Annotated in this window: 25 protein-coding genes and 1 riboswitch; of the genes, 12 read left to right on the top strand and 13 right to left on the bottom strand. The window is 35.4% G+C overall.

Annotated features, from left to right (window positions below):
• The first annotated feature begins 58 nt into the window (after positions 1–58).
• Together ACW0JX_RS04605 and ACW0JX_RS04600 are read left to right on the top strand one after the other, a co-directional pair.
• Positions 59–619, top strand: coding sequence for an HAAS signaling domain-containing protein (locus ACW0JX_RS04605; protein WP_025709958.1), 561 nt, complete (start codon positions 59–61; stop codon positions 617–619).
• A gap of 21 nt (positions 620–640) precedes the next feature.
• Positions 641–1,246 (top strand): NDxxF motif lipoprotein, encoded by a 606-nt coding sequence (locus ACW0JX_RS04600; RefSeq protein ID WP_459245414.1) that lies wholly within the window; start codon positions 641–643, stop codon positions 1,244–1,246.
• 129 nt (positions 1,247–1,375) lie between these two features.
• On the opposite strand, the gene ACW0JX_RS04595 is transcribed toward ACW0JX_RS04600, so the two are convergent.
• Entirely contained in the window at positions 1,376–1,732 is a 357-nt protein-coding gene (locus tag ACW0JX_RS04595; protein ID WP_000164614.1) for a YlbF/YmcA family competence regulator, read from the bottom strand.
• Positions 1,733–1,874: 142 nt separating this feature from the next.
• A complete protein-coding gene (locus tag ACW0JX_RS04590) occupies positions 1,875–3,011 on the bottom strand; it encodes a DUF445 domain-containing protein (RefSeq protein ID WP_459245413.1) in 1,137 nt (378 codons plus the stop codon).
• Between the two features lie 129 nt (positions 3,012–3,140).
• On the opposite strand from ACW0JX_RS04590, the gene ACW0JX_RS04585 reads away from it, so the two are divergent.
• The gene (locus tag ACW0JX_RS04585; protein ID WP_197241305.1) at positions 3,141–4,193 is read left to right on the top strand and encodes a YheC/YheD family endospore coat-associated protein; all 1,053 of its coding nucleotides are present in this window, start codon (positions 3,141–3,143) and stop codon (positions 4,191–4,193) included.
• A gap of 20 nt (positions 4,194–4,213) precedes the next feature.
• Positions 4,214–5,671, top strand: coding sequence for a YheC/YheD family endospore coat-associated protein (locus ACW0JX_RS04580; protein WP_063245587.1), 1,458 nt, complete (start codon positions 4,214–4,216; stop codon positions 5,669–5,671).
• Between the two features lie 19 nt (positions 5,672–5,690).
• On the opposite strand, the gene ACW0JX_RS04575 is transcribed toward ACW0JX_RS04580, so the two are convergent.
• Entirely contained in the window at positions 5,691–5,936 is a 246-nt protein-coding gene (locus ACW0JX_RS04575; protein WP_000510474.1) for a hypothetical protein, read from the bottom strand.
• Positions 5,937–6,385: 449 nt separating this feature from the next.
• On the opposite strand from ACW0JX_RS04575, the gene sasP reads away from it, so the two are divergent.
• Positions 6,386–6,589 carry a small acid-soluble spore protein, SasP family gene (gene sasP / locus ACW0JX_RS04570; RefSeq protein WP_000013349.1) on the top strand — a complete coding sequence of 68 codons (204 nt, stop codon included), beginning with the start codon at positions 6,386–6,388 and terminating at the stop codon, positions 6,587–6,589.
• 51 nt (positions 6,590–6,640) lie between these two features.
• Here the strand turns inward: sasP and ACW0JX_RS04565 are convergent, their stop codons facing one another.
• From ACW0JX_RS04565 to ACW0JX_RS04545, 5 genes are all read right to left on the bottom strand, one after another.
• Positions 6,641–7,375 (bottom strand): amino acid ABC transporter ATP-binding protein, encoded by a 735-nt coding sequence (locus tag ACW0JX_RS04565; RefSeq protein ID WP_000623591.1) that lies wholly within the window; start codon positions 7,373–7,375, stop codon positions 6,641–6,643.
• A gap of 28 nt (positions 7,376–7,403) precedes the next feature.
• Entirely contained in the window at positions 7,404–8,102 is a 699-nt protein-coding gene (locus ACW0JX_RS04560; protein WP_000281499.1) for an amino acid ABC transporter permease, read from the bottom strand.
• Positions 8,089–8,886 carry an amino acid ABC transporter substrate-binding protein gene (locus tag ACW0JX_RS04555; RefSeq protein ID WP_000732843.1) on the bottom strand — a complete coding sequence of 266 codons (798 nt, stop codon included), beginning with the start codon at positions 8,884–8,886 and terminating at the stop codon, positions 8,089–8,091. The genes ACW0JX_RS04560 and ACW0JX_RS04555 overlap by 14 nt, the downstream gene beginning before the upstream one ends.
• A gap of 294 nt (positions 8,887–9,180) precedes the next feature.
• Positions 9,181–11,181 carry an ABC transporter ATP-binding protein gene (locus ACW0JX_RS04550; protein WP_063245585.1) on the bottom strand — a complete coding sequence of 667 codons (2,001 nt, stop codon included), beginning with the start codon at positions 11,179–11,181 and terminating at the stop codon, positions 9,181–9,183.
• A complete protein-coding gene (locus ACW0JX_RS04545; protein ID WP_000953785.1) occupies positions 11,178–12,938 on the bottom strand; it encodes an ABC transporter ATP-binding protein in 1,761 nt (586 codons plus the stop codon). Before ACW0JX_RS04545 ends, ACW0JX_RS04550 begins: the two co-directional genes overlap by 4 nt.
• A gap of 614 nt (positions 12,939–13,552) precedes the next feature.
• Between ACW0JX_RS04545 and gapN the strand changes: the two genes are divergently transcribed.
• Positions 13,553–14,992, top strand: a complete 1,440-nt coding sequence (gene gapN, locus ACW0JX_RS04540; RefSeq protein ID WP_000213615.1) for an NADP-dependent glyceraldehyde-3-phosphate dehydrogenase — start codon at positions 13,553–13,555, stop codon at positions 14,990–14,992.
• 79 nt (positions 14,993–15,071) lie between these two features.
• Here the strand turns inward: gapN and ACW0JX_RS04535 are convergent, their stop codons facing one another.
• Together ACW0JX_RS04535 and racE are read right to left on the bottom strand one after the other, a co-directional pair.
• Entirely contained in the window at positions 15,072–16,157 is a 1,086-nt protein-coding gene (locus ACW0JX_RS04535; RefSeq protein WP_098976767.1) for a DUF3626 domain-containing protein, read from the bottom strand.
• Positions 16,158–16,269: 112 nt separating this feature from the next.
• A complete protein-coding gene (gene racE / locus ACW0JX_RS04530) occupies positions 16,270–17,100 on the bottom strand; it encodes a glutamate racemase (RefSeq protein ID WP_411996115.1) in 831 nt (276 codons plus the stop codon).
• A gap of 201 nt (positions 17,101–17,301) precedes the next feature.
• Positions 17,302–17,483, top strand: a riboswitch (Lysine riboswitch).
• Positions 17,484–17,629: 146 nt separating this feature from the next.
• Between racE and ACW0JX_RS04525 the strand changes: the two genes are divergently transcribed.
• The 4 genes from ACW0JX_RS04525 to ACW0JX_RS04510 all read left to right on the top strand — a co-directional run bounded on the left by ACW0JX_RS04525 (position 17,630) and on the right by ACW0JX_RS04510 (position 21,635).
• Positions 17,630–19,054, top strand: a complete 1,425-nt coding sequence (locus tag ACW0JX_RS04525) for an amino acid permease (protein ID WP_459245412.1) — start codon at positions 17,630–17,632, stop codon at positions 19,052–19,054.
• 60 nt (positions 19,055–19,114) lie between these two features.
• Complete coding sequence (locus tag ACW0JX_RS04520) at positions 19,115–20,314, top strand: ABC transporter permease (RefSeq protein ID WP_459245411.1); 1,200 nt, start codon at positions 19,115–19,117, stop codon at positions 20,312–20,314.
• Between the two features lie 282 nt (positions 20,315–20,596).
• Positions 20,597–21,112 (top strand): type 1 glutamine amidotransferase domain-containing protein, encoded by a 516-nt coding sequence (locus ACW0JX_RS04515; RefSeq protein WP_078401218.1) that lies wholly within the window; start codon positions 20,597–20,599, stop codon positions 21,110–21,112.
• Between the two features lie 319 nt (positions 21,113–21,431).
• The gene (locus ACW0JX_RS04510) at positions 21,432–21,635 is read left to right on the top strand and encodes a hypothetical protein (RefSeq protein WP_459245410.1); all 204 of its coding nucleotides are present in this window, start codon (positions 21,432–21,434) and stop codon (positions 21,633–21,635) included.
• Between the two features lie 51 nt (positions 21,636–21,686).
• Here the strand turns inward: ACW0JX_RS04510 and ACW0JX_RS04505 are convergent, their stop codons facing one another.
• Positions 21,687–22,949 carry an MDR family MFS transporter gene (locus ACW0JX_RS04505; RefSeq protein WP_069355057.1) on the bottom strand — a complete coding sequence of 421 codons (1,263 nt, stop codon included), beginning with the start codon at positions 22,947–22,949 and terminating at the stop codon, positions 21,687–21,689.
• Positions 22,950–23,033: 84 nt separating this feature from the next.
• On the opposite strand from ACW0JX_RS04505, the gene ACW0JX_RS04500 reads away from it, so the two are divergent.
• A complete protein-coding gene (locus ACW0JX_RS04500; RefSeq protein WP_142947101.1) occupies positions 23,034–24,794 on the top strand; it encodes an SgrR family transcriptional regulator in 1,761 nt (586 codons plus the stop codon).
• A gap of 72 nt (positions 24,795–24,866) precedes the next feature.
• Here the strand turns inward: ACW0JX_RS04500 and ACW0JX_RS04495 are convergent, their stop codons facing one another.
• Complete coding sequence (locus tag ACW0JX_RS04495) at positions 24,867–25,415, bottom strand: NAD(P)H-dependent oxidoreductase (RefSeq protein ID WP_459245409.1); 549 nt, start codon at positions 25,413–25,415, stop codon at positions 24,867–24,869.
• 23 nt (positions 25,416–25,438) lie between these two features.
• Positions 25,439–25,978 (bottom strand): ester cyclase, encoded by a 540-nt coding sequence (locus tag ACW0JX_RS04490; protein WP_459245408.1) that lies wholly within the window; start codon positions 25,976–25,978, stop codon positions 25,439–25,441.
• 169 nt (positions 25,979–26,147) lie between these two features.
• Here ACW0JX_RS04490 and ACW0JX_RS04485 point away from each other — a divergent pair, with 169 nt between their 5' ends.
• Positions 26,148–26,486 carry a winged helix-turn-helix transcriptional regulator gene (locus tag ACW0JX_RS04485; RefSeq protein ID WP_001059470.1) on the top strand — a complete coding sequence of 113 codons (339 nt, stop codon included), beginning with the start codon at positions 26,148–26,150 and terminating at the stop codon, positions 26,484–26,486.
• Positions 26,487–26,511: the final 25 nt, after the last annotated feature.

Genomic DNA, 26,511 nt, shown 5'->3' with positions numbered 1-26,511 from the left:
AGAAAAAAGATAGGATTTTCAGCCATAATTCATCATTTTATAAAGGAAAGTGATTGTTATGAACAAAAGTGAATTTTTAGAGCAACTTAGTTCTTCCCTACGGAATATGCCTAATTTAGAAAAGGAGGATATTATCTCGGAGTACGAAACTCATTTTATTAGTGGTAAACAAGATGGAATATCTGAAGAGGAAATTTCTAAAAAGCTAGGAAACCCTAAAACTATCGCTAAAGAACTTAATATTTCATATGTAATAAGTAACGCTGACAATAGGCGCAGCCTAAAAAATATTATGACAGCACTGTTTTCTGTTATGAGCTTAAGTGTTTTAAACTTTATATGTATCATTATCGCCTTTTTCGTATTACTCTTTCTATTACCACTTCTTCTAGCACTTATAATTGCTACACCATTATTAATTATTTCACCTATCTTATTAATAGGATTAGGATTCTTTAAAGGGTTTCATCAAATCAGTTATTCCGATGTTTATAATGTATTTATAGCTTTTTGCATCGGCTTACTAATATCCGTCATATCTTATCAAATGATAAAACATATATACTCACTTTTAGTTAAGTATTTAAAATGGAATTTAGCTATTTTACAAAGATACTAATCAATGTAAAAGGAGATTAATATGAAAAAGTATATTTTATACCTACTCACGTTACTTACAATTTTATTTCTATCAGCTTGTTCAAACAGTGCACAACCTAAGGAAGAAAACGATGTACAATCTATTAAAGATGTTGCTATTAAAGTTCCAGAAAATATATTTAGTTCCTCAAAGAAAAACGAAAATATTAGTGAAAACGAAATGAAACAAAATATAAAAAATTATATAGATTATAGTTGGGAGTTATCTGAAAATATTATCCCTCTCGCTTCAACAAATTCTGATAAGAATTTCACAGAATCTGACCAAGAAAATTTACAAAAACTAATTGATTTAGCGAAACAAAACGATATGAATTTCCATGAGTTTATTAGTAATAATAATTTACCTAATGATTATAAAAAACCTTCAAAAGAAATCTATGAATTTATGTCATCATCTACGGCTATTTTCATAGAACTAGATCAAGAATTAGACAAACTCGCCCAAGATGGTAACTTATTCAAAACCGATTTTTCTTTTACAAAGCGCTTTGAGAAAGTTAATGGTAGGAAGCAAAAAGAAATTGAAAAGTTTTTGAACGAAAAAAATATTAAAACTTCAATTAACAGCAATAAAAAAAATTAACAGATGTATTACATACCCCTTTCAAAATAACCAATAAGAAATGGCTATTTTGAAAGGGAGTTTTTGTGGTATAATTATTAAATTCCCTAAACAAAAAAGACACTCCTAAACTAGGAGCGTCTTCCACTATTACGCTTGTTGTTGCGCGCTATATAATTCTTCAAGTGGCTTCATGATAATTTTGTTAACGTCACCGATTACAACGTTTAGGCGTTGCTCAGTTTCCATTAATTTTGTAATTTTAGCATCTTGTTGAATGCGAGCTACAACTTCTTGTGCTTGTTGGTTGTCTTCTTCAGTGATTTCTTGGCCTTGCATCATTTTTTGTTGTAGGCTAAGTTGCATTGTACGGAACTCATCGAATAAGTTCTTTGAAGCTGTGTCAGCTTGAACTGCTGCGTAGCTCTCTTTTAAAGTTTTGAAGTCTTCGTTTTCAGCGATTGCTTTTTGTAATTCATATGCAACATCATGAATGTTCTTTGTCATTTTATTTTTCCTCCTTTAGAAGGCTAGCGCTTTTCATACGCACTGCCTTTTCAGTGCATTTACATACGCACCTCTTCTTACCATATCAAACTATGCAAGAGATGTGAAGAAATTTCACTTTTATTTCTATGTACTCACCTTATTATCTAAGAAACAATAGTAACAATCCTTGCACGAGACCAATCATTCCGCCTAATAACGCTCCTAAATACGTAATCATTTTCAATTCGTTTTTCGTAATAGACAGAACTAAGTCTTCTAATCTTTCTGTTGAGAATGTAGACACTTCTTGCTGGACAATTTCCGCAAGGCGTAGATTATTTAGTATACTCTCTACGTTTTCTGTTCCCCACTTCAAGCCTTTCTTTACTGCACTTGGAACCACTTTTTCAATAATTGTTTCTCGAACCGGCTCACATACTTGCTGAACAGATTGATTTAAAAACTTACTCACTGTTTCCTCTACTTTAACTGCTGACAGCACGGAGCTTACAATCATTTCTTTCTCTACAAATGCTTCTAATTCTTTTACATCTCTTCCTTTTAACTTTTCCCACTCTTTTTGCAGTACGTCAGTTAAAAGCTGCTTTGTACCATCTTGACCTAAAAACTTAATAACTTCTGGCTGCACACGATCCACTACACTTACATTTCCTAAAAACATTCCTACTAAGTTAAGTAGCGTTCCGCGAGAAGCAAAGAAATCATCAATCATTTTTGAAAGACGTGCTTTCCCTTCTTCACTTTCAAAAAAGCTAATTCCTCGCTCTAAAATAAACGCCGAGACATTCGGAATCGCATTCTCTACTTTTTCATTTACAGAATGAGGTAAAGCCTGTTCCCATGTATATGTATAATACTCTGCTAAAAATGCATGAATTTTTTCTGTAATAACATGTTCGATTTTTCGAGTCGCTTCTTCTTCTACATGCGCTACATTCCATTTTTCTAACATATGTCGCAGTGATTGTTCATTCGTAATTACTTTATCCACTTCCACTTGCGCCCAGTGAATTAAACCTTTTTGAAACTCTTCATTTGTTAGTTTTTTTCCAATTCCTTCTGGTGTTAACAAATGTTCTACAACCATATTTCCTAATTGAACAGCAAGTTCATCACGACGCTTCGGAATTAACCCTGGTGTAAATGGAACTTGAAACTTTCCGATATAAATAGGACGATGAGGACGAAATAACATTTTTATCGCTAAATGATTCGTATATCCCCCAATAATTGCTCCGAGTCCTGTCGTCGTTAACATATTTAACCATATATTCATTACAATCAACCTTTCACTTCTCCAAAACTATAGCATATCATCATACGGACAAAAGTATAATGGTATAAAAACGTATTTGCAATATATAGCTTCGCCTATTATGCAAATAGTAGTAAAGGAGTGATTTCGTTGGTTCTCGGTCTTTTAGCTTCTAAACTTCATTACGAACAAACGTATTACACCGAAATCGCTAAACGCGCTCGGCTTTATCATAATGTCGTTGCCCAGTTTACGCCATTTTGTATTGATCCTAAAACAGACCTTATTTCTGGTCTTATTTACGATACAGATACAGGAAAATGGAAAGAGCAAACATTCCCTATTCCTTCTTATATATATGATCGTTATTCTTTTCACGAGGAAACAGACTTTGAAAAAGCAAAATCAATTATTCACTCTTTGCACAATCGTCCTTCCACTACCTTTTTAAATAACACACTTATCAATTTAAGCGAACTACATGATTTATTTCTCACTAATAAAAAACTGTCTCCTTATATACCAAAATTTGAAGTGGCAACGATACAAAACATTTTTAAACTGTTGTTAAAAACTAAAGATATTATTATACGCCCCACTAATACACATTCAAAGGATAACTTATATCGAATTGCTTACAAAAATAAAACGTTTCATATCGATACAGTAAATGAAAAATACCATACTTCTCTTCCATTAAAACGGACAGACGAATTTATATCTTGGTGTAAATCTAACATACGTTCATCCCGTTACATAGCGCACACTATGCTACAACCACCAAATCAATTAACATATCCACTCCACATTCGAACCATTTTGCAAAAAAACAAAGAACAAACTTGGACTGTTATCGGTCAATTTATACAAAAAAGCTCATTTCCTAATCAACTTTTACCCTCAGCAACGGACGATGATTCATTACATTCATTTTCAAAAATTAAATACGTACTATCTAGTACGGGTGTGCAACTATTGCAAGATGCTTTACACGACATTATAAATGAAGTATTCCAAACACTAGATCAGTCTTATTCTTCGTTATTTGAACTAGAACTTTCCACAATTATGGATCAAAAAGGTGCAATCTGGCTTATGTATGTCAACACGATCCCTCCTTACGAACAATACATTCGTCATAGTGATTCATTAGCTGAAAAGATATTTCACGGACCACTTAAATTCAGTCGCTTTACACCATAATGAAAGGAGGTAAACCTATTTTGAAAGAACATATATATACATTAAACATTTCAGATGAACATCCAAATAGTATTACTTTACCTTACGTTTTTTCTATTACGCCACCTATTACATCCCTCTCCTTCGGTATACGTCACATTGCAAGTGAAGAGGTGAAAATTCATTATTCCTTTACTCGCGAAATTATTATCGGAAAACATATTGCCGAAAAACTTTTACTACCTCAATCCACTACTATTCATGCATTCACACAAAACCAAACAATTATTTTCGGACCATTAATCGGCATTTTTACAACTGGCTTTAACGATGATTCTTCTAACCCTTTAGGAAATCGTTCAATTGCTCTCAGTGAGTTGTTAACACCACCATTCTCATTACGACCGTTCGTATTCGTCTTTGGCGTTCAACATATAAACTGGGAAGAAGAAACGATTGAAGGATATTTCTTTCAAGAGAAACAATGGATAAAGAAAAAAGTCCCTTTACCAAATGTCATTTACGATCGATTACCGAATCGACAAGCAGAAAATTATAAACCGATCGTCAGAGCAAAAAGAAAGTTAGAACATGACTACTCTATCCCATGGTTTAACCCAGGTTTTTTTAATAAATGGGAAGTTCATCAACTTCTTATGAAAGACGAATCAATTAGACCCTTATTACCAAACACAGAAGCATTTCAGCATTTTGAACAAGTAGAACGGTTTCTTGGCACGTATAAATCTGTGTACATGAAACCAATACACGGGAGCTTTGGTAGAAATATTCATCAAATATTTTATTCTCAAACAGAGAATTGCTACTACTGTCGTTATCGCGAAAATGAAGAAAATAAACTGAGAAAGTATCAATCATTAGAAACTCTTCTAAACCACGTATTAAAAGGACATGATTTAAAAAAGTTTATCGTACAGCAAGGTATTTCGTTACTTCGCTTTGATGGGCAACCTGTTGATTTCCGCATTCATACAAATAAAAATCATTTCGGTAATTGGATAGTTAGTGCAATCGTCGCCAAAATTGCCGGCAAAGGCAGTTTAACAACGCACGTAAATAGCGGCGGTGATACAAAATTGCTACAAGAACTTTTTCCAGATTCAACGAAACAAGTTCAAATTGAAAATAAATTAAAACATACTGCCTTACAAATAAGTTACGCGCTCGATGAACAAGTAACCGGAAATATTGGAGAAATCGGTTTTGATATCGGTTTAGACACAAAGGAAAATCCGTGGCTCTTTGAAGCCAACTCTAAACCTGGGCGAACTGTATTTCAAGATAAAAAATTAAAAGAACAAAGTGAAATGACGCGCCAATTATTTTACGAATATGCCGTCTACTTAACGGAACATTCTTTACGTGATACAAAAGAAAAAATGTCTCAAATCAAATCCGGGACTTCATCAAACACCGAACATATCCCTTCCCCTATGATTCACTCACAAATACAAAAACAAAAACTTCCACCAAGATAATAAGGTGGAAGTTTTCTATTTACACAAGTTTCACTACAACCTCAGTTTCCACGTTACATACTCCGCAATAAAAAATATGATTGCAATATTCATTTGAATTATTATGCGTTAAACCATCTACTGCACTTAATAATTCTTGATCCATATAGGCACTATAATCGTCTATGTAATCTACAGACTTCCCATAATCTTGGAGTATACTTTGGCAATTTTGACAAGAATATGTTTGTGATTCTAATGCGTTGCAAAGCGGGCAAATCCCCATCATGATTCCTCCATACGTTATCGTTTAAAGCCTCTCTTTTTTAGATTGAAGAGAGCACCTACCCATGCATAGGAGCGATCACTCCATCCCTACTTAAAAATAGAACTATGAAGTTGCTACCGATTTCATTTCAATAAATCATAAATAAGAAGCTAATGATTAGCCTACAAGTAGCAGACTACAATGAGAAAATTATATTTAATATCCTCCTTAGTTTGGCCTGTTTTCTTAAAAATACAACGATTACTCTTATTTCATAATTTACAAAATCAATACGTTTTTTTGACAAAATTTACAAATTATTATTTCGTATATCTTTCTAGGTAACATCCATACTATGAGTACAAACTTAATTACCGATGGATTAGCGCCAACCGGGGCGATAATCTGGTTCAACTCCAGCTAGTCCAACCAAAAAATTTTTATAACTCTAAGGAGGATATATTCCTATGGCAAACCAAAGTTCTTACAATCAATTAGTAGTACCAGGTGCAACAGCTGCAATCGATCAAATGAAGTACGAAATCGCTCAAGAATTTGGTGTACAATTAGGAGCAGATTCTACGGCTCGCGCTAACGGTTCAGTTGGTGGAGAAATTACAAAACGTCTAGTTGCAATGGCTGAGCAAAGCCTTGGCGGATTCCAAAAATAAATATATATGGCAAAAAGGTCTCAGGGCATATACCCTGAGACCTTTCTTAATTTACTGCAACATTTGTAAAAACTTCTTCGTACGTTCTTCTTTTGGATTTGTAAATACTTCTTCTGGTGTACCTTGTTCGACAACGACACCACCATCCATGAAAATAACACGGTTGGCAATTTGATGTGCAAAACGCATTTCGTGCGTTACAATAACCATCGTCATGCCTTCTTTAGCAAGTTCTTTCATTACTTTTAAAACCTCTTGAACGAGTTCAGGATCAAGCGCTGAAGTCGGCTCATCAAATAGTAACACTTCTGGCTCCATCGCAAGCGCGCGCGCAATTCCAACGCGCTGTTGTTGTCCACCTGATAATTGGAATGGATATAAATCCACTTTATCTGCTAAACCAACTTTTTCAAGGAAATAGTTTGCTTTTTTCTTTGCTTCTTCTTTCCCTACTTTTTTCACTGTAATGAGCCCTTCCATTACATTCTGAAGTGCTGTTAAATGAGGGAATAAGTTATGGTGCTGGAAGACCATACCTGTTTGCGTACGAAGATTTACAATATCTTTCTTCGATACTTTTTGAGCGAAATTAAGCTCTTTATTACCGATGCTAATATTACCAGCATCCGGTGTTTCTAGTACGTTGAGACAACGCAAGAATGTCGTTTTACCAGATCCAGACGGCCCGATAATAACAACAACTTCGCCCTTCTCAACTGATAAATCTATATGCTTTAGTACGGTATTATCTCCGAAACTTTTTTGTAAATGTTGAATTGAAATCATAAAAACAAAAACTCCTTTTGTAAAAGGATTATTTTAACGTATAGCGTTCTGAACGCTTTTCTAACATCTGTTGTACGATTGATAATAAGAAACAAATAACCCAATAAATAAGACCTGCTTCAAAATAAACAATTAAAAATTCGTAGTTCATCGCCGCAATTTCCTGCGCTTTTCGGAACATTTCTGTTACTAAAATTAACGATGCTAATGAAGTATCCTTCACTAAGCTAATAAATGTATTCGAAAGCGGCGGGATTGATACGCGCGTTGCTTGTGGTAAAATAACACGTTTTAACGCTTGCGGGTATGTCATCCCAATTGTGTAAGCTGCTTCCCACTGCCCTTTCGGAATGGAAAGGATAGAAGCACGAATAATTTCCGATGCATATGCACCGACATTTAATGAAAATCCAACAACTGCTGCTGTATATGGCTCAACTTCAATATTAAGAGTTGGAAGTCCATAGAAAATAATAAATAATTGTACAAGAAGTGGCGTTCCGCGAATGATAGATACATAGATACGAGCAATCCATTGTAAAATACGACTACCTGAAATACGTGCGAGCGCTGTTAACGTCGCCAGTATAATCCCGATAATAAATGTAATAAGCGTTAATGGAATTGTTGTAAAAACAGCTTCCTTCAGCATAGGCATGAAGGAAGTCTGCATAATATCTATCCAAGTAGACAATCGATCTGAAACCAATGCACTACTTAGATACATTTTCACCGAACCATTTTTTCGTTATTTTGTCATACGTACCGTCTTTTTTCATATCTTCTAACGCTTTATCTACTTCTTGTACAAGCTTATCGCTACCTTTACGGAATAAGAATCCACTTTCTGAAGCTTCTTTTTCAGTATCTACAATTTTAATTTTCGCATCTTTTTTCGTTTCTAAATAATTTAATACTGATAACTTATCATTAATTGTAAAATCAACGCGTCCCGAAGCTAATAATTCTGCTGCTTGGCTAAATCCTTCTACACCAATAATTTCCGCACCATTTTTCTTAGCGATATCTGCATAGTTACTCGTTAAAGATTGTGCTCCTTTTAATCCTTTTACATCAGCAAATGTAGCAGGCTTATCTTTATCTTTTGCAATAACTAATGCCGCTGAAGATGAAACGTATGGCTTAGAGAAATCGTATTTCTTTTGACGATCTTCACGAATACCAACTTCGTTTGCAACCATATCGAAACGTTTTGCATCAAGACCAGCAAGTAAGCTATCCCACTGTGTTTCTTTAAATACAGGCTTTACACCTAAACGTTTTGCAACTTCTTCTGCTAATTCAACATCAAATCCAGTTAATTTATTGCTTGAATCGTGGAACGTAAATGGTGGATATGTACCTTCTGTACCAATTACAAGTTCACCGCTTTGTTTAATCTTTTGTAACGCATCTTGACTAGCTGTATCTTTTTTCTCTTCTTTACCGCAGCCGGCTACAATCCCGATCGCTAATGTAGTTACTGCAAGCACTGAAAATAATTTCTTCATGATTGTAATCCTCCAAGTATTCTGATAGGAATTTAAAAACTATATTGATTGTATGCAATCTTGAACAATTTTTCAATGAAAATGTTCTTATTTAGTTTATCCTTTTTCTTCATAATCAAACAAAAGGGAAAAATAACGCTACATACAAAAAATAAGTAACATTTTTTAATATAGCATTTATAAAGAAAAAGGTAAAACAATACTTCTTATTTAACTGTCGTAATTCGCTAAAGAGTCGACATGTTCATCAATAAAAAAGAACTTGTGAAAATCACAAGTTCTCCTCCATACCTATTAAGCACTCTGATTGCCTTCCATTTGCGTTTTATACATATCATAATAACGCCCACGCTTTTTCATTAGTTCATCATGAGAGCCTTTTTCTAAGATTGTTCCTCTATCGAGTACAATAATTTGATCCGCACTTTTAATTGTTGAAAGACGGTGAGCAATAATAAATGTCGTTCTTCCTTTTTTCACAACTTCTAGTGCTTGTTGAATCATCGCCTCTGTTTCTGTATCAATACTAGACGTTGCTTCATCTAAAATTAAGATAGCTGGATCAAAAGCAAGCGCCCTAGCAAACGAAATAAGCTGACGTTCTCCAGTGGAAAGCGTACTTCCCTTTTCTGTAATTTCTTCATTTATATTGTTTGCAAATCTTTCAGCACCAACATCATGCAATGCTTTTATGATACGCTCTTTTGAAATTTTTTCGTTTTCTAAGCTTACATTGGAAGCGACCGTCCCGCTAAATAAAAACGGATCTTGCAGTACGATTCCCATATGCTCACGAGTTGCTTGTTTCGGCATTTCTCTTACATCGTGACCGTCAATCGTAAGCTTTCCTTTTTCAAACTCATAAAATTGAAAGAGTACATTCATGATAGAACTTTTTCCTGATCCAGTATGACCAACAAGTGCCACTGTCTCGCCTTGTTTCGCTTCAAAAGAAATATTTTTTAACACTTCATCTTTTCCATTATAAGAAAATGATACATTATCAAATTTTACATTTCCTTTTAAACGAGGCATGCGTTCTTCTTCTACCGCTTCCCCTTTTTCCTCTAACAATTCAAAGACACGTTCTGATGCAACGCGCGCTTGCTCTAAGTTTGCAAGCTGGTTCACCATATTCGTAATTGGCGAGAATAATCGTGTTAAATAATCGACGAACGCATACAGTACCCCAAGTGAAATAATACCTGTAGCACTTAATGACGCACCGCCGAAATACCAAATTACTCCTGTGAAAGCGATATTTCTTAATACGGCTACTAAGTTATGCGAAGTTGCTGCATTTAAATTTAAAATTTTATTTTGATACTTAAAATAATCGCCATTTAATTCTTCAAATTCTTTTTTCGTTTCACGCTCTTGACGGAACGCTTGAATAATTGGCATCCCTTGAATGGATTCATTTACTGTTCCGTTAATATCAGATAAACGAGAGCGCATTTTATGATTGTATACAGACGCGTATTTTCTATAAAGAATCGCCCAAACAATTAAAATTGGGATAATTAATAAACATAATGAAGCGAGCTTCACATCTAATAAAAATAGCGCAGCAAATATCCCAATAATATAGATGATACTAGAAACGAATGTTGCCAGCACCGTTACATATAAATCACGAATGGCCTCTGTATCATTCGTCACACGCGAAACAATTTTCCCCGCCGGTAAATGATCAAAGTACCGAATTGGCAACGTTTGAATATGAGAAAAAACATCTTCCCTCATAATTTGAATAATTTTGTTCGCTGCCTTTTGCAAGAAGAACTGCTTTCCGTATGCAAATAATGATACGACTACTAATAAAGCAAAATAGCCACCACCAAGTAATAATAGACGGTTTATTTCTGGCTTATAAAATGCAAATACTTCTTCCTTTGTTAATGCTTTCGCTTTATAAACTTGCACCGCCTTACCATTTTGAACGGTAATCATATCCCCTTTTACAGTACGTGATCCTTCCGCATTTACTTTATTCGGTACAAAATAATATTGAAAACCGACTTGCATCACGCGTACTTCTTTTCCTTTTTTCTCGCCTTGTTCAAAGCGATCACTTCGCTTATAAAAAGCCCCATTATACGAAACAGCATCTTCACTCTGTTCTGTTTCATACCAAGGTTTCTCTATCCCGACGATATGATCGTCAATCATCGTTTTAGCGACGAAAGGACCAGCAAGCTCTGCGATGACGAAAATAAATAACATTAACATCGCAGCAAAAATCGTCCCTTTCACTTTCATCGCGTATTGAAACAATCGTTTTGAAACGCTCATATTTTCACCCCACTATCCGCACTTTCACTTTCACCTTGTTGTCTTTCAAACTGTTCGGCATACCATCCTCCCTTTTGGATAAGCTGAGCATGCGTACCTTCTTCTATAACTGCGCCTTCATCCATAACGAGAATCCAATCCGCATGTTGCACTGCTGATAAACGATGCGTCGTAATAATCGTCGTCTTTCCGCTTCTTTCCGTTCTTATATTTTCAATGATCGCTGCTTCCGTACGAGCATCTACAGCTGATAAAGAATCGTCCAAAATTAAAATTTCTGGATTTTGAATAACAGCTCTTGCAATCGAGATCCTTTGTTTTTGCCCTCCTGATAAAGAAACACCTTTCTCTCCAACGAGCGTTTCTAACCCTTCTGGTAAAAACTCTAAATCCTTTTTAAACGCAGCAATTTCAATTGCTTTCTCTAGTTCTTCTTCAGTCGCTTCCCTATTTCCGAATAAAATATTTTCTCGCGCTGTTTTTGAGAACAAAATATGCTCCTGCGGTACATAACCAATCCAGCCGAGTACATTTTCATTCGTCATTTTATCTAATGTCACATCAGAAACTGCAATATCTCCATCTCCAAGTGGATATTGACGAAGAAGCTGACGTACAAGCGTCGTTTTCCCGCTTCCTGTTTTTCCGACAACCCCAAGCGTCTCCCCTTGTTTTAAGGTAAACGAAACCTTTTTTAAATTTGTTTCAGTTGATGAAGGATATGAAAAGGTAACGTCATCAAACTGAATATAATCCGGCTCTTGCACAAGCTTTGGATGTTTCGGATCCTTTACATCTGGTTCATACGCTAACGTTTCATTCACACGGTCAAGCGAAGCATTTCCTCTTTGCATAACATTAATTAATTCACCAATTGCAAACATCGGCCAAATCATCATCCCTAAATACACGTTAAATGAAACAAGTTCACCAAGTGTTACCTTTGATTGAAATACAAGATATGCCCCGTACACTAAACCGATTAAATAACTAAGGCCAACAAGCATTTTCACAGTTGGTTGGAATAATGCGTCAATTCTCGCTACTTTCATATTTTTTTCGTAGACGTCATCTCCTAAGTGATGAAATCTTTCCTCGTCTGCATTCTCTTGTACGTATGCACGAATAACACGCACACCAGCGATTGATTCAAGCACTTTATCGTTCATATCACCAAACGCATCTTGCGCAACGGTAAATCTTTCATGCAATTTCTTTCCATATATATTCATCGCATACGCCATAATTGGAAGCGGAATAAGCGCTGCAAATGTAAGCTCCCAACTAATTGTAAATCCCATCATAAAAACGATCGTAAGCATGTATAAACTAGAATCCACAAGCGTTAATATACCAAAACCAGCTGTCATAGCGATTGCTTTTAAATCATTCGTTGCCCTCGCCATTAAGTCGCCAGTACGATTTTTTTGATAAAAAGTCGGCGTCATCTTAAGTAAATGCCCCATAAATTTAGAGCGCATCGTTTTCTCAAGTACAAATGCACCTCCAAACAATTGATGTTGCCATACGAAAGTAAGACCATACCCAACGATTGTAACCCCTATTAAAATAAGAATAGATTGCATAATTGCTTCGTTCGATAACGTTCCTGTTTTTATGTTATCTATCGTAACCCCTAACACTTTCGGGGGAATAACTTCAACTATATTCACAATTAAAAGAGCTCCAATGGCAATACTATATCTCTTCCAGTGCTCCCTAAAAAACCATTTTAACTTTAGTAATACTGATAACAATATAACCTCTCCCTTCTCGTTCTCGTTTACCTCTCATTTCTTTATCCACTATCCAGACCCATCACATTTACATTTCGTAACCCATACAATCTCATCACATTTTTCCACCTTCCAAAGTTTTATATAGGAATATGGAAAATAAACAAAAAAAAGCATACCGCCGCTTGACGATATGCACAGGAATGCATAAAAAGCGTACGTTACGATATACGCAACGTACGCTTTTTATAAGACAAAGATGCCCTATATATCCGCACGGGTTGCGTAATGATATAAATGTTTTCTGCCATTTAACAGAGCTAAGCTCATTACATTTACGATTACAATCATTACGCACACCCCCTTCATTTATTTTCCATTTATAATCTTACAACTTTATTGAGTATTCTGTCAATTGTTTTTTTTACACATAAAGTAAAATGCACGAAAATGCAAATGGTTCATGACATAATAAACCAGTTTGAAATAAAAGAATGTTCTGTAAGAAAGGGCATACAAAATAAAAAAAGAATAAGAAATCGTTTTCACAAACATTTCATTTGAAAAATGTTATCAAACCCCCTACAATCACCTTATACTCACTCTTACAAGTTGCTATTTTAGGAGGACTAATCATGACAACTAGCAATACGTACAAATTTTATTTAGACGGAGAATGGAGAGAAAGCTCTTCAGGAGAAACAATCGAAATTCCATCTCCATACTTACACGAAGTAATTGGACAAGTACAAGCAATTACTCGCGGAGAAGTAGATGAAGCAATTGCATCTGCAAAAGAAGCTCAAAAATCATGGGCTGAAGCTTCCCTACAAGATCGCGCAAAATACTTATATAAATGGGCTGATGAGCTCGTAAATATGCAGGATGAAATTGCCGATATCATTATGAAAGAAGTCGGTAAAGGCTATAAAGATGCGAAGAAAGAAGTTGTTCGTACAGCTGACTTCATTCGTTACACGATCGAAGAAGCTTTACATATGCACGGAGAAAGCATGATGGGCGATAGCTTCCCTGGCGGAACGAAATCGAAACTTGCGATCATCCAACGCGCACCACTTGGTGTTGTATTAGCAATCGCACCATTTAACTACCCAGTAAACTTATCTGCTGCAAAACTTGCACCAGCATTAATTATGGGTAACGCTGTTATTTTCAAACCAGCAACTCAAGGTGCAATTAGTGGTATTAAAATGGTTGAAGCACTTCACAAAGCTGGCCTTCCAAAAGGTCTTGTAAACGTAGCTACAGGACGCGGTTCTGTAATTGGTGACTACTTAGTAGAACACGAAGGCATCAATATGGTATCGTTCACAGGTGGTACAAACACAGGTAAACATTTAGCGAAAAAAGCTTCAATGATTCCACTTGTATTAGAACTTGGTGGTAAAGATCCTGGTATCGTTCGTGAAGATGCTGACTTACAAGATGCTGCAAACCATATCGTAAGCGGTGCATTCTCTTACTCTGGTCAACGTTGTACAGCTATTAAACGTGTACTTGTACACGAAAACGTAGCGGACGAGCTTGTTAGCTTATTAAAAGCGCAAGTAGCTGAACTATCAGTTGGATCTCCAGAACAAGACAGCACAATCGTTCCATTAATCGACGACAAGTCTGCTGACTTCGTTCAAGGCTTAGTTGACGATGCTGTTGAAAAAGGTGCTACAATCGTTATCGGTAACAAACGTGAGCGTAACTTAATTTACCCAACATTAATCGACCACGTAACAGAAGAAATGAAAGTTGCTTGGGAAGAGCCATTTGGCCCAATCCTTCCAATCATCCGTGTTTCTTCAGACGAGCAAGCAATTGAAATTGCTAACAAATCAGAGTTCGGTCTGCAAGCAAGTGTCTTCACAAAAGACATTAACAAAGCATTTGCAATTGCTAACAAAATCGAAACTGGTTCTGTTCAAATTAACGGACGTACAGAGCGCGGCCCTGATCACTTCCCATTCATCGGTGTAAAAGGTTCAGGTATGGGCGCACAAGGTATTCGTAAGAGCCTTGAGTCTATGACACGTGAAAAAGTAACTGTATTAAACTTAGTTTAATCTTATAAAAAGAAGCTGATCTATTTTTAGATCAGCTTCTTTTCTATATAAATACTTCCGAAAAACGAAGTATTTCATTCTACTTCCGATTTGGTTTTCCAAATCGAACTAAAACATGCCATAATAATTTTAATTCCTGAAGCACTTCTTCATAAGTGCCACGATCACTCCAAGATAATGGATTGCGCTTCAAATCCACTACAGCAGAGCCAATTATATTTGCATCGATACAATGATTCCTTGCAATGCGTCTTGCTAAAGATGGCATTTTTGAACCTCTAAAATCCATCGGAACTTCGTCTACCATAAGTACAAAACCGATGTGCCAATACAAATCAATAGCATACTTCAGGCAAATTTCTTCTAAAACTCTTCCTACAACCGTACCCTTAAATGAAGGATCTGCAACAAGCACCTCTACGTCTTCTTTAAGAGAAATCTCTCCATGAATCTGCGCTTCAATATAATGATTAAGATTACGGGCTGGCTCTTTGCTTACTAAATCTATAAACGGCCTTTTCAGATTAGCCAATAAATGATTAATTATTATTGTTGGAGTCAAATTTCCTTCACCAATTGCAAAATCTCTTACGAATGCCTCTTCCAAAAGAGCAGCTAAAATCATATCAAACTCCTCATAAGTCCCCTTTTCTTTCGGATCTTGATGTGAATCTAAATATGTATATGTAGAGCGCGAAGAAACTTTTGGAGATAAGAGAAAATAACAGGATCCAAAACGCGGAGCCGGCCCATCTGGATGTAACATCAAATTTAGCGCTCCGTATTTTGGACGTTGATCATTCGTTACGCCTTCTAATTGATATGCCCCTCCAAATATTCTCTTTTCCCAAAGGTCACGTTCACCACCAGGGTAAGCAGATACGCTTCCATTAGATAGCAACGTTTCAAATTGACTTTTATATACTCCTTGTTCAAACAATGCTTCAGCAACACTTTTCATACTCGAATCTAGTCTGTCTGGATGAAAGTGTAAAGCGATCCTTGCATGAGATTTTAAATTAGCGACAGCTTCTTCAAATATTTCATCTGTAATATTACACATGTTAAGTATATGATTAATTGTTGCTTTAGCCCCACGTTTTTCGTTCTCTGCATATTTTGAAATATACTCTAAAGCAAATAATTGAGATCTTGATAATTCCATAATCAAACCTCTCCTTTAATTAAAATGACCTTAATCATTTCAATTAAAAGTGCATTTTTTCCTTCTTATGCAACTAACCTAATTTATTGAACAAAAAGTACTTTAATACAGTCTAATTACAGATACGAGCATTCTTTACGGGTAAATCCACACATTCTACAGAAATGTGATATCCTAGCCATCGCTCAGCAATATGTTCAAATGATAAAACAGATCCCGTTGTAAAAAAACGATGCTTCGGATTCAGATTGTCAGACAAAATTCCTTTGTGCTGTAAAATGGTACTTAACTCTATCGCTGTTTCTTCTGCAGAACTAATAATCGTTACAGCCTCTCCTAGTTCCTTTTTAATATAGGACTCTAAAAGTGGATAATGCGTACATCCAAGAATTAACGTATCTATATCTTCTTTCGTTAATGGAAGTAAAGCTTGTTTCACTTGCTGCGTGACATATGCTATATCTTCTAATCGATTTTCTACAACTGTAGCTAAAGTCGGACACGCATGACTATACACTTCCAAATATGTATCAAGCTCATGTAATGCTTTTTCATACATATTAGATTTTATCGTACCTACAGTTCCAATTACTCCGATTTTCTCTTTCTTTGTTACTTTAATTGCCGCTCTTGCTCCTGGATGTATAACGCCAATAACTGGAATGGAAAGTGCTTCTTGCAGCGCAGTCAATGCAGCAGCTGCAGCAGTATTACATGCTACGACTAGCGCTTTTAATGGAAACTGTTTGAGGAACTCAACCATTTCAAATACGAAAGATTGCACCTCCTCTACACTTCTTGGCCCATACGGGCAACGCTTATTATCACCAATATAATAAATGCTTTCTTTAGGCAATTGTCTTATAATTTCGCTCGCAACTGTTAATCCCCCAACTCCCGAATCTAACACACCTATTACTGAATGTTTATGACATACAGACATTTATTTCATCCCCTTTTCAATCATCTAGCGCCAATAACATGTATTATATTACGAAAATTCAAATATCACATAACAATCCCTCTTACTTTTAATCACAAACTCTTCTCTATAATCTGATTATTACTATATCCATTGACGTATAAAAATACATTTGTTACTCTTAAAGACGTTAATTTAATATTTAAATCCTCATTCGTATCTCGGTGAGGTAGAGGTTGCAATCATTAAGAGTATCATTTCAGGAGATGTAGTGGCATTGATGAAGGAATGAGAAAGGAATGGTTGCCGAAGTAAGTCGTGTCCACCATGCACGCTTGCTGGGTCTGCATTTAATAAGTGCAGAACTGTCACAAACGTTTCGTTTGTGGAGAGCTATCGAGAGGTATGTCGTGGGTTTCTTATAAGATAGAAAGCATGTAGCGGCAGATTACGTGCTTTTTTTGTTTTGTTTGGGACTTCTCTTCTCTACTAAGAAGACATACATATCTCCTCGCTTGACTTGGTTATACTAACTTTGGAGGTATTTTCTATGCAACAAAAAAAATGGGGCTTTTGGGTACTAACAGCTTTCGTTGTCGGTAACATGGTTGGCGCTGGTATTTTCATGGTGCCAAGTACGTTGGCACAAACAGCAAGCCCACTCGGTGTCACTTTAGCTTGGTTAACAACAGGGTTTGGTGTTTTAATGCTAGCTCTTGTTTTCGGTAATTTAGCAATTCGTCGTCCTGATTTAACGACAGGACCACAAAGTCATGCATATGCTTTATTCTCAACACCAAAAAAGAAAAAAATGGCTGGATTCAGTATGGTATGGGGATATTGGGTTGCAAACTGGGCAAGTAACGTTGCCATCATTACATCATTTGCGGGATATTTATCACTCTTCTTCCCAATTATGAAAGATACGCGACTACTATTTTCAATCGGTTCTTTTAACATAGAAGTCGGAAAACTAATTACATTTATGATTTGTTCCATCTTACTTTGGGGAACTCATATTATATTAACAAATGGTGTAAGCGGAGCTGGAAAACTAAACTTCTTAGCAACAACAACGAAAGTAACTGGATTCCTTTTATTCATCGTCGTTACGTTATTTGCATTCGAAGCTTCTAAATTTGGACAATGGTACACACCGATGATTGATAAATCAGGTGCATCACACGGTCTTCTTTCACAAGTAAATTTAGCTGCTCTTACAACGCTTTGGGCGTTTATCGGAATTGAATCAGCCGTTCTTTTATCAAACCGTGCTGTTTCTCCAAAAACGGTAAAACGTGCAACAGTTGCGGGATTACTTATTACAGTTGCGATTTACTTAGGAATTACAATTTTAACAATGGGTGTACTTCACGTTGATAAATTACAAGCTTCTGAACGTCCATTAGCAGATGCATTAAACGCTGCAATGGGTCATGGCGGCGGGAAACTGATGGCATTACTTGCTCTTACTTCCCTGTTCGGTTCTATCTTAGGCTGGATTTTATTAAGCTCAGAAGTACCATATCAAGCAGCAAAAGAAGGTTTCTTCCCTTCCTTCTTCACGAAAACAAATAAAAAAGGAAGTCCAATTTACTCATTACGATTAACAAACATTATGTCGCAAGTGTTCCTATTCTCAACATTATCAGGAACCATTGCGGAAGCTTATACATTCGTTATTACCGTATCAACACTGGCCTACCTCATTCCATATCTCGTTTCACCAATCTTCCAGTTAAAACTAGTCGCAACTGGTGAAACATATAAAAATGAAATGCGGGCAAGAATTACAGATGGCATAGTCGCAGTTATCGCACTTTGCTACGCACTATGGGTTATTAAAACCGGCGCATCCGATATAAAAACGTTCCTTCTCGGAATTGGTTTATTCGTAATCGGATTTGCTTTCTATCCATTAATGAATCGTGATCAGAAAAAAAATAACGAAAAGAAAAACGGGCAAGTTGCATAACGCAATTTGCTCGTTTTTTCTTTTGTAAAACATATATAATAGAACAAAGAGGTGAAAAACATGTCAATCGAATCGCTATGGAGCAGTCGCTTCCAACAACATATTCAAAATATCATTACATACTTTGCACGTATGATTAACGGTTTACTATATAGCTTTATCTTTATTTCATGCGTTGGTGCATATTATTATGCTCAGTTTCTAAAAGCATCTCCTTCTAAAGGAATATCTTTAATAATTATAACGATTGTACTTACATTCATTATAACGAGATGCCCTATCCGTACATTTATTCAAAAACCTGATGCTGTCTATTTACTAGCACTAGAAGAGAAGTTAACATCTTATTTCAAAAAATCTCTTCTATACAATTACATCATTCAGCTTTTCCCATTGTTATTTACGTTCCTTATTCTCGTTCCACTTGCTATGCAATCATTGCAATTAACGGTTCCTTTTTTATGTACAATCTTTATCATGTTAATGATTACGAAAGCCTGGAACATGTACATACATTGGATGTGGCGTGATAGTCACGAAAAAAACATATGGCTAATCATTCGTATTACTTGTAACGCCCTAATCATTTTCATGCTGTTTTATTCCGCAAATGTTCTCATATTAGGCGGATTACTCTTACTACTTGCTTTCCTACTTCTATATACAAAAAAACAGCCTACAAAACGAATACCGTGGGATTACATAATCGAGCAAGAAGAAAAAATGAATGTTCGTTTTTATCAATTCGCTAGCATCTTCACTGATGTTCCGCAACTGAACAAACAAGTAAATAAAAGAAAATGGCTTACAAATTGGATTGAACCTTTATTACATAAAAAAAGAGCAACTTTCTTCTATTTACATACATTAGCATTTTTACGCGGGAATGATTATTTCGGTATATATATTCGCTTAGGATTGCTCGGTGCTTTCGCCTTATATTTCATACCAAATATATACGTAAAAGGCGCTATCGCTTACATCGTTCTATATATGATTTCTATGCAGCTCCGTTCACTGTGGAAATATTTTTCGGGAAATATTATTGTAGCATTATATCCAATCCATACTGAAGAAAGGATGAAGCAATTTCTTAGCTTAATCTTTATATTGCTAAGCATTCAACTCATTGTATTTTCGAGTGTTATACTCATTGCTACAGGTCAATTTTTACATAGCCTTATCATTATGATTGTCGGGTTACTCTGGATCAAATTTATTATTGTACCAAAAACGAAGCAACGCGTTTCTTCGTTTTAACGAAAAGAAATATCTTAAAATCCAAGGAGCAAATAAATTATCTCCTTGGATTTTTTATTTTGCTTCCTCAAACAAGAATCACTGAAACAACCGATATTTTATGATTTTTACATACAAAAACGATAATACATGTTTACGTCCTAATAAAAAGGGTATTTATTAAATTAACAGGGCAAAGAAAGTGGAGGGAATGAAAAAATATGAATTCAAGTTTCACTTTATAAAAGGCATTGCTCAAGGATGATTCTGGAACCGACAATATAATGTAAGGAGCTGAATGCAATGAGTAAAAAAATTGCTATTTTAATAACGGATTATTTCGAGGACACAGAATACACAGAGCCGGTAGCAGCTTTTAATCAAAAGGAATATGAATTAACAACCATTGAAATGGAAAAAGGGAAAACAGTACACGGTAAGCAAGGAAAAAGTGAAGTCGTAATTGATAAAAGTATTGATGATGTTTCTCCAGAGAACTTTGATGCCCTCTTCATACCAGGTGGATTTTCCCCTGATATACTCCGTGCAGATGAGCGTTTTGTACGTTTTAGTAAAGCATTTATGGATGCGGACAAACCCGTTTTCGCTATTTGTCACGGACCTCAGCTACTCATCACTGCACAAACACTTGAAGGACGTGATGTAACTGGATATAAATCTATTGAAGTCGATTTAAAAAACGCTGGCGGAAACTTTCACGACAAACAAGTAGTCGTATGCCAAAATCAGTTAGTCACAAGTAGACAACCAGAAGATATACCGGCGTTTATTGAAGAATCGTTGCGTATATTAGGATAAATACTTTGGTTAACTAACCTCCTTTTATTTACATGAAAATAATTAATCAGTGGGGTTTTATTCGTCCCCACTGATTATTAGCCCTCACCAACTGGTCGTTTACAGGCAATCCGACCACCACAAATAGCAGGATAAATAAAAAGAGGGGAACCCAAAAGTTCAGTTTTAATAATCTTTTGGATTCCTCTCTTTTCTCGCCCCAAAATTCCTTATCACTTTTCATAGGCATTTTTCATATAGTGAAAATGACTATATAATTCCTATCCATAAGTTAAATAATGATTTCGCACATATAAATAAAAAAGATGGGAGCCTAACTATGAACAATAATCCACCTTCTCCGCCCCAAGACAACTCCGAAAACAATAGCCGTGACATTACACTGCAAACATTACGGGTCATTGGACTCATCGTCCTTATTAGTGGTTATATCCTCGTTGCTCTCTCAGAAGTAGTTGAGCTGAAAACCTTATTAACAAATCCGAATGCTAACCCTGATTTAGCTGAAGTTGACCCGTTCTAAAAATTATATAAAAAGCGAGTCCCAGTATAACTGGTTCGCTTTTATATAGTTTCATCCAATTTGAGAAACATTTCTCTCATCCTCATACTTCTCTTTCCCTATTGCCTTCATAAATAATAAAATACTGCTCATACCAACGATAAAGTACAGAGCACTCATGCCCCAAGATGCAATAAATGAACCTAGCATAACACCTAATGCTCCGTTCATTTTTGCCACTTGAAAGACCATTCCGTTAATCGCCATATAAGAACCTCTTGCCTCATTTGGCACCATATCTGCCATAATAGATTGACGTACTGGCACATACATCATCTCACCTACTGTTTGGAAAAGCCCTGCAATTAATAAAATCCATAAACTATTGCTCGTTCCGAGTATTGTAAATCCAATTGTATAAATGAATAAACCTACATATAAGATTTTCAAATCGTTGAAGCTTTTCAGCATTTTTATAAGAAGTGCTGAACATAACACAACTAAAATTGTATTCTCCGCTGAAATCCAGCTCAGCATTCGAATACCCGTTAAATCAAACGTAAAACCATTACTGAAGAAAAATTGTACTGTTTCAAATTCCTTCTGCAAACGTACCCCTAAATAATTATTAATTTGAAACTCTAACGATAATGTACATATACTCGCTGCACAAAAAATTAAAAACGCTCTATCTTTCATTACGACTTTATAACTATCCGCCATATCTTTTAATATATTTTTCTTCTCCACCGTTTTTCTCGCTACATACACTTCTTCCATATATACAGCCATTACATATAAAGTAATAATTGCAACAAGAGTTAATACGATAAACAATTGCAATCTATAGTTTTCAAATAGTAATCCACCAAATATTGCTCCAATTGCAATAGATAAATTAATCGCCCAGTAGTTAATGCTGTACATCACTTTTCGATTTTCAGGTGTACTCACATCAATTAACATCGCCTCTGTCGCAGGATTCATAAGTCCAGAGCCTAAACTATTCACTAACATAAACACAAATGTTAGCCATGGTGAGTCAACGTAATCCGAATTCGCAACTCCCATACAAGCAATGGAAATGACTTGTATACTTTGACCGATAATCATAACCTTTTTACGCCCAAGCCGATCCCCAACATATCCACCGTATAAACCAATTACTAACGAAGCTATGACATTAATAAGTAGTAACGCACCAGCAATCGCACTACCTAACTTTATTGAAAAATAAATCGCCATAAATGGAAAAATCATTGTGGACACAGTACGTGTTAAAAACGAAGTTATAATTCTAATTTTTATATTTCGATGCATACTCCAAAATCCCATTGTTTCCCCCTCCTTATGCTTACTTATTTTACTTTGAAAAAAAGGAAGAAAAAGGTTAGAATATTCTAAAGAGTTTCCCCTTTTATGATAGAAGGAAGTGTATATATGAAAATTATGGACTATTACATTAGACTAAGACTACATGCACAAGATCAACAACATATGCGAAATAGCTTACAAGAATTAGCGGATGTTTTATATTGTAGTACGAAAAACGTAAAGATTTTATTAAAGAAAATGAGCGAGGAGCAATTAATTAGCTGGACTCCTGGGCGAGGACGCGGAAATAAAACAGAAATTCTATTTATACATAATTTCGTAGAAGCGATTGAGTCCTATACAGATGAACTGTTAGCGCAAGAAAAATTAAAAGATATCTTTCTTCTTTTAAAAGAACCCCTCCCCCTTGCACTTCAAAAAAAGATAGAAAATAAACTACATCATCATTTTGGATACGAACCTTCAAATGATATGTACGACATATTAAAAATTCCTATATCGAGAAAGATAGTCCCATTAGATCCGGCTTTTGTGGCTGTAACTACAGAGAGCCATCTTACGAGTCAAATTTTTGATACTTTAGTCGTTTATAACGATGTTACGGAAAAAATGGAACCACACATTGCGCATACGTGGGAATTAAGTGAAGACGGGCTGACGTGGACTTTTTATTTACGAAAGGATGTATATTTTCATAACGAAACAGTTTTAACTTCTAAAGATGTACGATTTTCATTTGAAAGACTAAAAGAAGTTCACTCTCCTTTTGAATGGTTAACAGAAGAAATTGTTCAAATTGAAACACCATCACCACTGCAAATTCGATTTCATTTAGCAAAACCAAATTTATTTTTCTTACACTATGTAAGTTCCATACAACTAGCAATTTTGCCACATGATGCTAGTATTGAAAATCATCATTATATAGGTACTGGACCTTTCAAACTTGCTCATTACTCTGAAGACAATATCGTACTCGAAGCGTTCACTCATTATTTTAAAGAGCGCGCGTTATTAGATCGTATTGAATTTTGGGGTATTCCTGATCATGTACAAATCGATGCTGATTATGAACTACCAAATGAAGAAGAAAATGAAAGGCATGATATACAAATAGAAGAAATAGGTTGTATTTATGCTGGCTTCAACTTTACAAAACCTGGTCCTCATCACGACATTTACTTTCGAAAGGCTTGGAGAGAACTATATGATGTTGAAACGATACTTCGTAGCATAGAGGGAAGACGAACAATTGCTGCATCAAGCTTTTTCCCTGAAAGAAGTAGCCAAGCTTCTAAAAGATCTTACTCTTTAGAAAAAGCAAAAGTTTACTTAAACAAGAGCACCTATAACGGAGAAACGATACATATTTATTTCTTCGCATTTAAAGACAGTGCAAATGACGCACATTTCCTAAAAGAACGATGTGAAAGTTTAGGTATACAAGTGGAGCTTCACCCATTTCTCGTTTCAGATTATATGAATCGTTCTATCGATCAACATGCCGATATTATTTTCATGGGAGAAGTGTTTGCTTCCAATCATGAACTTGCATTCTTAAATGTATTTAAAAATAAAAGTTGCTTCGTAAATCGGTTCATGGACCCACACTACGAAAAACAAATTAACTGTTTGCTAGATACATTTTTACTAGAAGAAAATAAAGAAAAGCGTTATGAACTCATGTATGAGATTGAAGAGTTTTTACAAGCAGAACACATCATTTTATTTAACTATCACGTTTTAAAAAGAAAAACATACCCTTCTTCTTTAAAAAACGTAACAATTGATTCATTCGGTTGGGCAAATTTTGCGAAGTTATGGATACAACCATCCACGTATTAAAGTATGATTTTTTATAAAAGGAGAAGGTACTACATCCTTAGTAGTACCTTCCTCACATACAGATGCAAACTATTATTTAATTACTCCATCTAAGTGATCTTTCAAGTTTAATAAAAACTTCTCAATATCCGGATTCTTCACCACATCATAACAAGCAAAACTCTTTAACGGACTCATACCGAGAAACTTTTGCACGCGGTGTAAATGACTAAGCGTTGATTCTAAACTTTCTCCTTCAAAGAACTTCGTCTTGTCTCCAAATGCTTTTTCAGGTGCATTCCAAGTTGTAGAGAACATATACTCTTTCTCTTTTAATAAACCACCTGTTCCGTATTCATCTGCACCTTTAAAGAACAAACCGTATTCATACACTTCATCCGTATACGTTTTAAATAAGCCTGGAACACTAAACCAGTAAATTGGTGTTTGATAAATAACAACATCGGCCCATAAAAATTTATCCTGTTCTTCTTTAATATTGTAACCATCTTGAATCGTTGTTGTTTTCACATAATGATTCTCGCCTAATAGAGTAACCATATAATCTACTAACGTTTTATTTAATCGTCCTTCCTTTGTACCGTATTTTTCATGTCCATTTATAATAAATATATTTTTCATTACTTTTCTCTCCCCTATATAATCTACTCTTCAGCTATTAAGCCGAGTTGCTGCTGTAGTGTAAGATTATCTTCTAAATGCCAATCTTCCGTTATCTTTCCGTCTTTCACATGTAAAATATCAATTGCAAAAAAATTAATTTTCTTACCATTATGCGTTCCTGTAAAAGAAAGACGGGCTGTTACTTTATCACCAACAACTAATAAGTCTTCAATCTCGCAATGTATATCAGGCACAACTTTACGAAAATTTTGCGCTGCAAACTTTAATCCTTCAATGCCTTGTGGTCGCCCTTTCGGCAATGTATTATCGAAGAAATCTTTAGTAACAGTCTGCGGAATAAGTTCCTCCTTACCTGTATCCCAAAATGCATAAAAACGCTGCGCCGCATGAACCATTTCTGTCGCTTCTTTTTTACTTAGTGAGGGATCAATTGTCATTGCTTTTGGCTTTGGCATTTCTTTTAATAACTGAGCTTCAGTTTTTTGTTCCACACCACATGCTACAAGCACAATACAAATAACAAACAAACTCAGAAATCCAAATAACTTTTTTATCCCCATGGAAATCACCACCTCCTCATATAAATCCTTTATGTTTCGTATTGCTATTGTATATGCACTAACTTCATTTATGGAAGTAGTGATATTTTTTTCATATAGTTACCAAAAGTATAGTTTTGTGATACTATAAAGCAAATTCATCCAAAAAAATTTTATGGAGGCTTGTTCCATGAACAATATAGATCCAGTTGAATTAACGAAAGGTTTACCTGGCATACCTTGTCCTATCGCTAAAACGCTTGATGTAATTAGTACAAAATGGACGTTTTTAATCATTCGCGACCTTCTTATCGAAGGAACATTACGCTTTAGTGATTTACAAAAATCAATGGATGGTATTAGTCCAAAAACATTATCGCTTCGACTAAAAGAATTAGAGTCTCAAGGCATTATAACGAGAAAAGTATATCCAGAAGTTCCGCCTCGTGTAGAGTACACATTAACGGATAAAGGAAAGCAATTAGAGGGGATTTTTATTGAATTAAAACGGTTTGGATTAAGTTTATAAAACAAAAACCCCTTACCGTCGTAAG

The sequence above is a fragment of the Bacillus sp. C-3-6 genome (genome assembly GCF_054509685.1).
Note: the sequence above shows the minus strand (reverse complement) of the source record. Positions and strands in the feature narration are given on the sequence as shown.

Coding starts and splice junctions, on each gene's coding strand:
- ACW0JX_RS04600 (WP_459245414.1), top strand. CDS start 641: ATGAAAAAGTATATTTTATACCTACTCACGTTACTTACAATTTTATTT.
- sasP (WP_000013349.1), top strand. CDS start 6,386: ATGGCAAACCAAAGTTCTTACAATCAATTAGTAGTACCAGGTGCAACA.
- ACW0JX_RS04555 (WP_000732843.1), bottom strand. CDS start 8,886: ATGAAGAAATTATTTTCAGTGCTTGCAGTAACTACATTAGCGATCGGG.
- ACW0JX_RS04560 (WP_000281499.1), bottom strand. CDS start 8,102: ATGTATCTAAGTAGTGCATTGGTTTCAGATCGATTGTCTACTTGGATA.
- ACW0JX_RS04535 (WP_098976767.1), bottom strand. CDS start 16,157: ATGGAATTATCAAGATCTCAATTATTTGCTTTAGAGTATATTTCAAAA.
- ACW0JX_RS04595 (WP_000164614.1), bottom strand. CDS start 1,732: ATGACAAAGAACATTCATGATGTTGCATATGAATTACAAAAAGCAATC.
- ACW0JX_RS04525 (WP_459245412.1), top strand. CDS start 17,630: ATGCAACAAAAAAAATGGGGCTTTTGGGTACTAACAGCTTTCGTTGTC.
- ACW0JX_RS04490 (WP_459245408.1), bottom strand. CDS start 25,978: ATGGGGATAAAAAAGTTATTTGGATTTCTGAGTTTGTTTGTTATTTGT.
- gapN (WP_000213615.1), top strand. CDS start 13,553: ATGACAACTAGCAATACGTACAAATTTTATTTAGACGGAGAATGGAGA.
- ACW0JX_RS04495 (WP_459245409.1), bottom strand. CDS start 25,415: ATGAAAAATATATTTATTATAAATGGACATGAAAAATACGGTACAAAG.
- ACW0JX_RS04605 (WP_025709958.1), top strand. CDS start 59: ATGAACAAAAGTGAATTTTTAGAGCAACTTAGTTCTTCCCTACGGAAT.
- racE (WP_411996115.1), bottom strand. CDS start 17,100: ATGTCTGTATGTCATAAACATTCAGTAATAGGTGTGTTAGATTCGGGA.
- ACW0JX_RS04515 (WP_078401218.1), top strand. CDS start 20,597: ATGAGTAAAAAAATTGCTATTTTAATAACGGATTATTTCGAGGACACA.
- ACW0JX_RS04510 (WP_459245410.1), top strand. CDS start 21,432: ATGAACAATAATCCACCTTCTCCGCCCCAAGACAACTCCGAAAACAAT.
- ACW0JX_RS04575 (WP_000510474.1), bottom strand. CDS start 5,936: ATGGGGATTTGCCCGCTTTGCAACGCATTAGAATCACAAACATATTCT.
- ACW0JX_RS04565 (WP_000623591.1), bottom strand. CDS start 7,375: ATGATTTCAATTCAACATTTACAAAAAAGTTTCGGAGATAATACCGTA.
- ACW0JX_RS04590 (WP_459245413.1), bottom strand. CDS start 3,011: ATGAATATATGGTTAAATATGTTAACGACGACAGGACTCGGAGCAATT.
- ACW0JX_RS04505 (WP_069355057.1), bottom strand. CDS start 22,949: ATGGGATTTTGGAGTATGCATCGAAATATAAAAATTAGAATTATAACT.
- ACW0JX_RS04485 (WP_001059470.1), top strand. CDS start 26,148: ATGAACAATATAGATCCAGTTGAATTAACGAAAGGTTTACCTGGCATA.
- ACW0JX_RS04500 (WP_142947101.1), top strand. CDS start 23,034: ATGATAGAAGGAAGTGTATATATGAAAATTATGGACTATTACATTAGA.
- ACW0JX_RS04550 (WP_063245585.1), bottom strand. CDS start 11,181: ATGAGCGTTTCAAAACGATTGTTTCAATACGCGATGAAAGTGAAAGGG.
- ACW0JX_RS04520 (WP_459245411.1), top strand. CDS start 19,115: ATGTCAATCGAATCGCTATGGAGCAGTCGCTTCCAACAACATATTCAA.